We start from the raw sequence: 10,431 nt of genomic DNA, 5'->3' as shown, positions 1-10,431 counted from the left end.
ACTCCAAACTCGCTTTCAATGTCGCAATCTTAGCTTCTGAATCAGAAACTATTTTTCGTTGCTTATCAACGACAACATCTTTTGCATTGTTTACAAATTTTTCATTGTTTAGCATACCTTGCGCACGTTTTAACGAACCTTGAACATATTCCAATTCCTTTGTTAGCTTCTCAATTTCTGCTTCCACATCAATAGCGCCTTCCATAGGAATAAAGTATTCATTCGATTTTACACGGAATGATAAAGCTCCTTCTAGCTTTTCGTCACTATAGCTGATATTTTCAACATTTTCAAGCTTTGCAACAACCGTATCTAAAGCCGTTGTAAACTTTTCATTATTGATGATCGTTAACGAAACTGGATTTTTCTGTAAAATGTTTTTCTCTTTACGAATGGTTCTTACACCAGCAACTACTTCTTGAATCATTTCGAAATCTGATAACAATTCCGAATTGATTTCTGCCGTTTTAGGCCAGCGAGAAACTACCAATGCTTCATCTTTCGTCCTTGTTGCCATACGTTGCCAAATATCTTCCGTAAGGAACGGCATAAACGGATGTAATATCTTTAAGTTATCTTCAAATAAAGAAAGTACCGTATCGTATGTTTTCTTGTCAATTGGCGAACCATACGTTGGTTTTACCATTTCCAAAAACCATGAACAGAAATCGTCCCAAACGAGTTTGTATGAAATCATCAAAGCATCTGAGATTCTATATTTACTGTACTGATCTTCCAATGCAATTAATGCTTTTTGAAATTTCGATGTATACCATTCAATTGCAATTTTAGCAACTTCTGGTTGTTCAACTGTGTCACTTACTTCCCAAATTTGCGTTAGGTTGTATGCGTTAAATATTTTATTAGCAAATCCTTTTCCTTGCTGACATAAGCTTGACGTGTAAATTGGCTCTTTTCCTGCGGCTTTCCACGCTTCAATTTCTTTTGGCTTTAGCACTTTTCCATTTTCATCTAACTGATCAAAATCGAATAATAAATCGTTTCCTGCGGCAGAACTTAATAACAATCCAACACGAACGCCATCGGCACCAAATTCTTCTATCAGTTTTAATGCATCAGGCGAATTCCCTAGTTGCTTTGACATTTTACGACCTTGCTTGTCACGCACCAAACCTGTTAGATACACATTGGTAAACGGTTTCATGTCGCGGTATTCGTATCCTGCAATTACCATTCGGGCAACCCAGAAAAATAAAATATCTGGACCAGTTACCAAGTCATTTGTTGGATAGTAATAGTTAATTTCTTCATTTTCAGGATTACGAATTCCATCAAAAACACTTATTGGCCATAACCATGAAGAAAACCATGTATCTAGTGCGTCTTCATCTTGGCGTAAATCGTTAAGCGTTAGGTTTTCATTTCCTGTGGTGGCTTTGGCTAAAGCTAATGCAGCTTCTTTCGTTTCCGCCACAGCGAAATCTTCTTTTCCATCACCAAAATAATAAGCAGGAATTTGTTGTCCCCACCAAAGTTGACGTGAAATATTCCAATCGCGAATGTTTTCCATCCAATGGCGATACGTATTTTCAAACTTTTTAGGGAATAAATTAATTTCACTGTCTTCTCCCAAAACTGCTTCAATAGCAGGTTTTACCAGATCTTCCATTTTTAAAAACCATTGATCGGACAATCTTGGTTCAATCACTGCTTTGGTACGTTCGGAAGTTCCAACTTTATTAATATGTTGTTCCGTTTTTATTAAAAAGCCTTTTTCTTCAAGTTCTTTCGATATTTCTTTACGAACTACAAAACGATCTTTTCCTTGATAATGCAATCCGAAACTATTCAACGAAGCATCATCATTAAAAATATCAATTACTTCTAAGTTGTGCTTTTCTCCTAAAACTTTATCATTTTCGTCATGTGCAGGCGTTACTTTTAGGCAACCTGTTCCAAATTCGATGTCTACATATTCGTCTTCAATAATAGGAATGACTCTGTTTACTAACGGAACAATTGCTTTTTTACCTTTTAAATGTGTGTAACGTTCGTCATTCGGGTTGATACAGATGGCAGTATCACCCAAAATGGTTTCTGGACGTGTTGTGGCAATCGTTACTTTTTCGTCGCTTCCTTCAATAGCATACGACAGATAGTACAAGTTTCCTTGTTTTTCTTCGTAAATTACTTCTTCGTCTGAAAGTGTTGTTTTTGCTTCTGGATCCCAATTCACCATGCGATATCCACGATAAATTAAACCTTTGCTATACAAATCGACAAATGTCTTGATGACAGCTTCTGACATATCGTCATCTAGTGTAAACTTTGTTCTGTCCCAATCGCAAGAAGCGCCTAATTTTTTTAGTTGCTCTAAAATAATTCCACCGTGTTTGTGTGTCCATTCCCATGCATGGGATAAAAACTCTTCACGCGTTAAATCGGACTTCTTAATGCCTTCTTGCTTCAGTTTATTTACAACCTTTGCTTCGGTAGCAATAGAAGCGTGATCCGTTCCCGGAACCCAACAGGCGTTGTATCCTTGCAAGCGCGCGCGACGAATTAATACATCTTGAATGGTATTGTTGAGCATGTGTCCCATGTGCAAGACTCCTGTGACATTTGGTGGCGGAATTACTATTGTATACGCTTCACGTTCGTCTGGTTCTGAATGGAAATAGTTGTTTTCCATCCAATATTGGTACCATTTGTCTTCGATCTTACTTGGATCATACTTCTTTTGAATACTCATTTTGGTATTGTTTTTGTAATATAATTTGCAAAAGTACTTATATCTATACTATTTAAAAAGTGTTTTGTCACTTTTGCATTTAATTGTTAAATATGTGCATTTGATACTAATTACTTTGTTTTTTATGAAACAATTTTTGTAAGATTATAAATAAGTAAGTAATTTTACAGTAATACTAAATACAAGAATGATGAAAAGAATAATTACAATATTGTTTGTTGGTCTATTTACAGTAGCATTACAAGCACAGGAAAAGACAGCTAAGATCAAGTTTAAATCAGAAACTATTGATTACGGAACTATTGAAAAAGGAGCTGATGGAGTTCGTGTTTTTGAATTTACAAACACAGGAACGGCACCTTTAGTAATTACTAGAGTATACTCTAGTTGTGGATGTACAATTCCAAAAAAGCCAGATGCGCCAATTTTACCAGGTGAAAATGGTGTTATTGAGGTAAAGTATGACACAAAGCGTGTTGGACCAATTAGAAAGACGATTACGGTATATTCTAATGCAGATGAGCCAACGAAGGCGATTAAGATTAAAGGAAAGATTACTGATCCAGGAAAATCGAAAAGCATTATGATGAAAGACAAATCAGAGATTGAGTCATAAGTAAAAGAAATATAAATACGGAAGATGCCTTGTCAATTTGATGAGGCATTTTTTTGTTTTAACCTATAGATGTTAGTCGTGAGTATTGATACGTTTCAAAGTATAATTAGATATTTTAATTTATGATTGGTTATAGAATATCAATTTGTGTAGTTTATCAAAAAATAATTTCATAGCACTTCTCGATACACAAAATCGAAGATTTTGCACTCGAAGTGACGCTTTGAGATTTTAAATTATAAATGTTTAATTTTAAATAAGATCTATTTAAAACTATCGCGAAGCGATCCAAAAGCGAAGCGATCCAAAAGCGAAGCGATCCAAAAGCGAAGCGATCCAAAAGCGAAGCGATCCAAACTAAAGTACTTCTTTCAATCGAAATTCAAATCGGAATACCATTTGACCGCGTAATACTTTTAAGCGCATTCGTTTGTCTTCTTTTCCTTCTAACATTCCTGTTACTTTATTCAGTGTCAGCTTGTCAACTACACGTCCATTGATAGAAATAATGACATCACCTTCTTTTAATCCTACAAGTGCAGCTGGTGAATCTTTTCGTATTTCTGCAATTTCATACGCTTTTACCAAACTAAAGGAATTGTAATGTTCAAAAACTACACTAATTCCTCCTTCGGTACTGCTACGTCCGTAGTTTGTTTGCAAAGAACTGTTTCGTTTTTTCATTTCCTGCACAACACGCATGCCATTGTGTTGCAATTCTATTCCGCTCATGTTATAATGAAAAGGATCTGAAAAATACCTGCTTTTTCTGAGACGTACGCGTTTATTTCCATAATCGAATATGACTTTAAAACGTTTTAAAATTTCGCCTCCAATACTTCCATTCCGTTCTTTGAAGTTTTTTACATACGCAATTGCCGTAGAATCAGGAAACGCAACTTTTGCATTTTCGAATGTAAATTTCCCAACATTGAATTTCTTTACCCGTGATCGTATTCCATAAATACTCCCACTTAATCCGCGACCTAAAAAATCGTCAAATTTCTTTGTAGGTATATTGATATTTTTCTCTTTATCTTCAAAAAGCCACAATGCATCACTTCCGCCAGAATCTATTAATAATTTCACTGGAATATCTGGCTCTTTTTCTTCTTCAATAGCTACTGAAACATCTATATATGGCTTGTTATTTCGAAAAGTAAGTGGTAAATCGGTACACTTTCTACAGTTTTTGTATTTGTATTTTTCGGGATTGTAAAACTTAATTTTTTGCGAACTGTAATTAATTTCTACAATAAAATCTTTAAACACATCGTAGCCAATAATTCCATGAATGGGAACGCCTAAACGTGTAGACATATTTATTTCTTGATCCAATATAATATATAGTTCTAAATTCAACTTTAGAATATTACTAATTTTAAAAGTGTCGGATCGTGCTTTTACAGCTTCAATAGTTTCACCAGAACCCAAACCGCGAAGCTGAATGCGTTCTTTTTGTTCTATTGCTAACGAATCGCCTGCGTTTAGACTAAACATTATTGGCTTGTTCACTCCAGAATCTAGCAAGAAAGACATTTCTACACCATTTATTTCTACAGGAAGAATAATTAGATTATTGATCAGCTTAAAGCGAACGGAAGCTTTATCTTCTCCGTTCATAATATTGAATTCACCTTGCGCATGAGAGATTCCTGTCATACAAAGTAAAAAGAGAATGATATGTTTTTTTAGTAGCTGCAAAGTATACGAGGGAAATTGGTAACATACTAATATACAAAAAATCCTTTCTTTAAAAGTAAAATTGCCCATTTTTTAACGTTATTGAAAATATGCAAAATCGTTTATGAATATAAAATATATTTTGCATTTTTGTATTCATTAAAATGTAAGACTATGCCAACTATTTCTAACAAAGGAATTGCCATGCCACAATCGCCAATTCGCAAATTGGTTCCGTATGCAGAAGATGCAAAAAAACGTGGTACAAAAGTATATCATCTTAATATTGGTCAGCCAGATATTAAGACACCTCAAGTAGCACTTGATGCTATTAAAAATAATAATATTGAAGTACTTGCGTATAGTCGCTCAGAAGGTTCGGAAGCCTACAGAACAAAGATTGCTGCGTATTATGCAAAAAATGATATTCACGTTTCGGCAACCGATATTATTGTAACTACTGGCGGAAGTGAAGCTTTGTTATTTACTTTTGGAAGTATTATGGATGCTGGTGATGAAGTAATTATTCCTGAGCCTTTTTATGCAAATTACAACGGGTTTTCAACAGCTTCAGGCGTAAAAGTAGTTCCTGTAATGTCTAAAATGGAAGATAATTTTGCATTGCCTCCTATTGAAGAGTTTGAAAAATTAATTTCTCCAAAAACAAAAGCGATTTTAATTTGTAACCCTGGAAATCCGACAGGATATTTATATTCAAAAGAAGAAATTCAGAAATTAGCTGCCATTGTAAAGAAACATGATTTGTTTTTAGTGGCTGATGAAGTATACCGCGAGTTTGCGTATGACGGATTAACACATTATTCCGTGATGCAAGAAACAGGTTTGGAAGAGAATGCAATTGTAATTGATTCTGTTTCGAAACGTTACAGCATGTGTGGCGCTCGAATTGGTTGCATTGTCTCAAAAAATAAAGAATTTATGGCAACTGCGATGAAATTTGCACAAGCACGTTTGTCGCCACCAACTTATGCTCAAATTGCCAGTGAGGCCGCTTTAGAAACGCCACAAAGTTATTTTAACGATGTGATAGAAGAATATGTAGAACGTAGAAATACATTGGTTTCAGAATTGCAAAAAATTGACGGTGTTCGTGTGGCAAATCCGAAAGGAGCCTTTTATTGTATTGCCGAATTGCCTGTTGAAAGTGCAGACGATTTTGCACAATGGCTTTTAGAAAAGTTCGATTTTAATGGAGAAACAATTATGGTTGCACCAGCAGCAGGATTTTATTCTACGCCAGGAATTGGATTGAATCAAGTCCGAATTGCCTATGTATTAAAGAAAGAAGATTTAATTACTGCTGTAGCCATTTTAAAAGAAGCTTTACAAACATACAACGCTTAATTATTAAAAAACAAGTATTTGATTTCTATACAACATAACGTTTCCTTAAAAGAGTTCAATACATTTGGTATTGACGCAAAGGCGAAATATTTTATTTCAATTTCCAACAAAGAGGAATTGATTGAAGCTTTACAGCTACCACAATTTTCAGAATATTTTGTACTTGGTGGCGGAAGCAATATGTTGCTTACTGGCGATATTGATATTCCTGTGTTACATATTAACATAAAAGGAAAAGAAGCTTTAGCCGTAAGTTCACAAGGTCATGTTGGTATTGAAGTACAGGCTGGAGAAAACTGGCATGAATTTGTACTTTGGTGTATTGAAAATAATTATGGCGGCGTTGAAAACTTATCTTTAATCCCTGGAAATGTTGGGACTTCCCCAATTCAGAATATTGGCGCGTATGGTGTAGAATTGAAAGATGTTTTTACGAGTTGTACTGCCATTGATATAGAAACACTAGAAGAAAAGATATTCATGTTGGAAGATTGTAAGTTTGGCTATCGAAATTCAATCTTTAAGAATGAAGCAAAAGGAAAATATATTATCACTTCTGTATTTTTTGAATTGACTTCCAGAGATCACCAACTAAATACTTCCTACGGAGCCATTCAACAAGAGTTGGAAAGTAATAATATCAGTGAACCTACTATTAAAGATGTGAGTGATGCCGTAATTGCGATTCGCCAACGAAAATTGCCAGATCCAAAAGAAATTGGAAATAGCGGAAGTTTCTTTAAAAACCCTGTCATTCCGAAAGCTGAATTTGAAGTTTTACAAGAAAAACATCCAAATGCACCACATTATGTTGTGTCGGATACCGAAATTAAAGTTCCTGCAGGTTGGTTGATTGAGCAATGTGGATTTAAAGGACAACGTTTTGGAGACGCTGGCGTTCATAAAAATCAAGCATTGGTTTTAGTGAATTATGGAAATGCTAAAGGAGAAGAAATTCTAGCCTTAGCGAAAAAAATACAAAAATCTGTTTTCGAGAAATTTAATATTTCTATTGTTGCGGAAGTGAACGTAATCTAGATCGCTAACGCTGTTAGACCGTGCTAGCGCACTGTTAGATGTTAGACCGCTTCGCTTTTAGATGTTTTCTCACTGAAACGTGAATTTCTTAGATTGCTTTTAGATTTTTTACCGCTGACAATCTACAGTTTGTTCATTTATTAAAAAAAATACTTTTACAACCTATTATGCGTTTTGAATTCAAAAGTATAATGAAACGTCAGTTCGAGTTATTTTGAGGTACGAAAAATAGTATCGAGAACATTTTTAGTACGAAAAAGGCTATTCTCGATACAAATTTCACTCATTTTCACTCATAAAATTCACTCGAATTGACGAAATTTTATCAAAATGCACAACAGGTTACTATATATGAATTACGGCATTACCGTAAGTATTTTGCGATTAATATTTGTAAGTTTATTCTTAACCTAAAACTTTAATATTATGTTAAAATCAATTTTAAATCTATCAGGTGTTCAACAATTGAAAAAAAGTGAACAAAAATCTATTTTTGGAGGTTTAGTACCTATTGAAGAATCACCTGGAGAATTTCTTTGTTCTTGTAATGGCCATACTCTCGGTTTTGCTTCAAGTTCATCGGGTTGTGCAGCCCAGTGTTATGGATGTATTTCAAATGGAGGATGTCAACCTTTTTAATTTCAATGACAAGGACTATAATTAAGCTTAACTTGAAACATTTAAAAGCTACCTATAGGTATAAATTATGGTATTCCCGTAATTAGTTCCTACTTTATTTATCTATATTTGGAGATAATCAAATATTTATACCATGAAAAAAAGAAATCTTACGTCATTAAAATTAAAAAAAACAGTTGTTTCAAACTTTGAAAAGCATCAAGTAAAAGGAGGATTGAACCTTAGTGTGATTTTTGTCTCATTTTGTTGTACAATCGATAAGCATTAAAATAAAAAAGGCGATTATTAAAAACTTCAATAATCGCCTTTCAAAATGATTGCTAATAATTAGCAAATTCCATTGACAGGACAAGAAATACTCATAATACAGGTTACTTGCGTTCCTCCAACATTACAAGTTGGTTGACATGTTTGCAGACACGCAGTTACACATGTTAATGCGGTCGGACACGTGTTTGTGTAATTGCATCCTATAGATTTTGCACAACCAGTATCTACGTTAATAAAGCAAGAATTTGTAGCTCCTCCTTTTACGTTTTCTGACTCTAAACTAGTATTTACAGCAGCTAAAAACTCCGCAAAACGGTACAACCGTCAATTGTTCTTCGTCCTTTTTTAGGAAGTATATGAAGTATAAGAAGTGAAAAATACAAATGTCACTAAAAAGAATACGGCAATACTTGTATAAGAAACTATTTTTTGAAATGATACAATACTTTTCATACGATTACTAATCTTTTGAACTCATAGAAATATCATCATCGGTATTCAAAATTCCATCTTTTCCTTTAGAAATCAAGGTATATGCGTTTCCATTTTCAGTTTTCTTGTAGATAATTGCTTGTTTCCAACCATCAATAGTTAAATCACCATAAATAGGATTTTTACGAGAAAGTTCAATAATATTTTCAGGATATACGCCATTTTGTGCTTTCGCTTGCTGCAATAAATAGGTTGCAGTACGTAAAGTATCTTTTGTTTCATGCGCTTGCTGAACTGGTTTCACAAACGAATAAAATAAAAACGAAACAGCAACAACGACAATAGGAACTACAACAAAAGCTTGTGTAAGTGGCGAAATCATTCGTTTCTTAGGAAGCTTGTTTTCTTTCTCGTACGCACGTGTTTCTTTCTTTTTCTTATAAAATTTCCATTCTTCCGAAATAATAAATAGTTCTCCAAAAAATGCAATAATCCATGCAATCATAATCTTTGTGTTTTACTACTGTATACGTCTAAATATACGCAAAAAGTTACTTTTTTATCTTAGAAATTGTCTCACCAATCATTTTTGAAGGCTTTTTCATGTCAGAAGTTGCCAATTCAATAGCATTTTTCAGCAAGTTTTTTACAGCATCATTTCTATAATGTGCTATTGTAGCAACGGGAATATGCCGAATCAATTTCCCTGTACCTTGTAACAGTTCTTTCGGATCTTCCAAAATCGTTCCTTTATTAAAACCAAAATTCAAATGGTTCGTATATATCGGAATCATGCAAAACGCATCCGAAAGCTTCTCTGAAATCGAAAAAACGCTTGTCAAAGCATGTGTATGGTACAAAAGTTCATTTGCATCGGGATACATTTCTAAGACAAAATTTCGCAAATCCACAAACAATTCAATACATGAATTTGGTTTTAACTGTAAAAAATGTTCAAAATCAGGGTGAATAGGTCTTGTAGGAGTCATAAAATTTGTAGTTAGCAGTAACTCAAAGATACAAAAAGTGTGAAACAGCATAGATTTTTGTGTAAATCCATAAGAACTTTACACTATAAAATTACGAAATGAATTTTTACCAAAACTTTACAGCAGTAAAATTTGTTCACAGTACAAATTCGCGTAATTTTGCATTTCTTTAAAATAAAATTGTGATTGAAGATATTCTTATAACCATGCTGTGGAGCATTTCACCGCTAGGAGAAGCCAAAGTTGGAATTCCTCTTGGACTGCAAACAGAAGTAAATCCATACATTATTTTTGTAGCTGCATTTGTTGCTAATGTGCTGGTATTTCCTGTTATGATATTTTTCCTAAATCACGTAAACAGATACTTTTTACGCTATCGTTCATACAAAAAAGGAGCGTTATGGGTAGCGAGAAGAGCAAAAAAAGGAGCCAAAGACAAAATTCAAAAATACGGTTTTTGGGGATTGATGCTTTTCGTGATGATTCCCTTGCCTGGAACTGGTGTATACGCAGGAACAATTGCTACATATTTATTCAATATTGAACGAAAACTAGCATTTGCAGCCAACACTATCGGAATCTTTTTGTCTTCTGTAATTGTGTGGGTTATGTTTATGTTCTTCAGATAAAAAAGTACAAATTTCGTAGGTATCTAGGCGTTTTAACGCGAAATTAAAACCCAATAT

10 protein-coding genes are annotated in these 10,431 nt (G+C 34.0%); 5 read left to right on the top strand and 5 right to left on the bottom strand.

Annotated features, from left to right (window positions below; translation table 11 throughout):
* Positions 1 to 2,713 (bottom strand): valine--tRNA ligase (locus AB8B65_RS16365; RefSeq protein ID WP_405302346.1); only part of this gene is annotated, 2,713 nt, incomplete at its 3' end.
* A 190-nt stretch (positions 2,714 to 2,903) separates the two neighbouring features.
* Here AB8B65_RS16365 and AB8B65_RS16360 point away from each other — a divergent pair.
* Positions 2,904 to 3,329 carry a DUF1573 domain-containing protein gene (locus AB8B65_RS16360; protein WP_405302348.1) on the top strand — a complete coding sequence of 142 codons (426 nt, stop codon included), beginning with the start codon at positions 2,904 to 2,906 and terminating at the stop codon, positions 3,327 to 3,329.
* A gap of 357 nt (positions 3,330 to 3,686) precedes the next feature.
* Here the strand turns inward: AB8B65_RS16360 and AB8B65_RS16355 are convergent, their stop codons facing one another.
* Positions 3,687 to 4,991 (bottom strand): aspartyl protease family protein, encoded by a 1,305-nt coding sequence (locus tag AB8B65_RS16355; RefSeq protein WP_405302345.1) that lies wholly within the window; start codon positions 4,989 to 4,991, stop codon positions 3,687 to 3,689.
* 195 nt (positions 4,992 to 5,186) lie between these two features.
* On the opposite strand from AB8B65_RS16355, the gene AB8B65_RS16350 reads away from it, so the two are divergent.
* The 3 genes from AB8B65_RS16350 to AB8B65_RS16340 all read left to right on the top strand — a co-directional run bounded on the left by AB8B65_RS16350 (position 5,187) and on the right by AB8B65_RS16340 (position 8,054).
* Positions 5,187 to 6,377 carry a pyridoxal phosphate-dependent aminotransferase gene (locus tag AB8B65_RS16350; RefSeq protein ID WP_405302344.1) on the top strand — a complete coding sequence of 397 codons (1,191 nt, stop codon included), beginning with the start codon at positions 5,187 to 5,189 and terminating at the stop codon, positions 6,375 to 6,377.
* Between the two features lie 21 nt (positions 6,378 to 6,398).
* The gene (gene murB, locus AB8B65_RS16345; protein WP_405302347.1) at positions 6,399 to 7,415 is read left to right on the top strand and encodes a UDP-N-acetylmuramate dehydrogenase; all 1,017 of its coding nucleotides are present in this window, start codon (positions 6,399 to 6,401) and stop codon (positions 7,413 to 7,415) included.
* Between the two features lie 426 nt (positions 7,416 to 7,841).
* Positions 7,842 to 8,054, top strand: a complete 213-nt coding sequence (locus AB8B65_RS16340) for a hypothetical protein (RefSeq protein ID WP_405302343.1) — start codon at positions 7,842 to 7,844, stop codon at positions 8,052 to 8,054.
* Positions 8,055 to 8,381: 327 nt separating this feature from the next.
* Here AB8B65_RS16340 and AB8B65_RS16335 read toward each other — a convergent pair whose 3' ends face one another.
* The 3 genes from AB8B65_RS16335 to AB8B65_RS16325 all read right to left on the bottom strand — a co-directional run bounded on the left by AB8B65_RS16335 (position 8,382) and on the right by AB8B65_RS16325 (position 9,745).
* The gene (locus tag AB8B65_RS16335; protein WP_405302342.1) at positions 8,382 to 8,645 is read right to left on the bottom strand and encodes a hypothetical protein; all 264 of its coding nucleotides are present in this window, start codon (positions 8,643 to 8,645) and stop codon (positions 8,382 to 8,384) included.
* A gap of 139 nt (positions 8,646 to 8,784) precedes the next feature.
* Positions 8,785 to 9,261 carry a hypothetical protein gene (locus tag AB8B65_RS16330; RefSeq protein ID WP_405302341.1) on the bottom strand — a complete coding sequence of 159 codons (477 nt, stop codon included), beginning with the start codon at positions 9,259 to 9,261 and terminating at the stop codon, positions 8,785 to 8,787.
* A 46-nt stretch (positions 9,262 to 9,307) separates the two neighbouring features.
* On the bottom strand, positions 9,308 to 9,745 hold the full coding sequence (locus AB8B65_RS16325; protein ID WP_405302340.1) for a DUF1801 domain-containing protein: 438 nt from the start codon (positions 9,743 to 9,745) through the stop codon (positions 9,308 to 9,310).
* A 182-nt stretch (positions 9,746 to 9,927) separates the two neighbouring features.
* On the opposite strand from AB8B65_RS16325, the gene AB8B65_RS16320 reads away from it, so the two are divergent.
* Positions 9,928 to 10,374, top strand: a complete 447-nt coding sequence (locus AB8B65_RS16320) for a COG2426 family protein (RefSeq protein ID WP_405302339.1) — start codon at positions 9,928 to 9,930, stop codon at positions 10,372 to 10,374.
* The last annotated feature ends 57 nt before the right edge of the window (positions 10,375 to 10,431 follow it).

It is taken from the genome of Kordia sp. (assembly GCF_045105435.1).
Taxonomy (GTDB): domain Bacteria; phylum Bacteroidota; class Bacteroidia; order Flavobacteriales; family Flavobacteriaceae; genus Kordia.
The sequence above is the reverse complement of the archived record's forward strand: the minus strand, read 5'-3'. Positions and strand labels throughout refer to the sequence as shown.

Excerpts from the sequence above, each read along its gene's own strand:
- AB8B65_RS16355 (WP_405302345.1), bottom strand. The coding sequence starts at position 4,991 with ATGACAGGAATCTCTCATGCGCAAGGTGAATTCAATATTATGAACGGA.
- AB8B65_RS16340 (WP_405302343.1), top strand. The coding sequence starts at position 7,842 with ATGTTAAAATCAATTTTAAATCTATCAGGTGTTCAACAATTGAAAAAA.
- AB8B65_RS16330 (WP_405302341.1), bottom strand. The coding sequence starts at position 9,261 with ATGATTGCATGGATTATTGCATTTTTTGGAGAACTATTTATTATTTCG.
- AB8B65_RS16350 (WP_405302344.1), top strand. The coding sequence starts at position 5,187 with ATGCCAACTATTTCTAACAAAGGAATTGCCATGCCACAATCGCCAATT.
- AB8B65_RS16360 (WP_405302348.1), top strand. The coding sequence starts at position 2,904 with ATGAAAAGAATAATTACAATATTGTTTGTTGGTCTATTTACAGTAGCA.
- AB8B65_RS16325 (WP_405302340.1), bottom strand. The coding sequence starts at position 9,745 with ATGACTCCTACAAGACCTATTCACCCTGATTTTGAACATTTTTTACAG.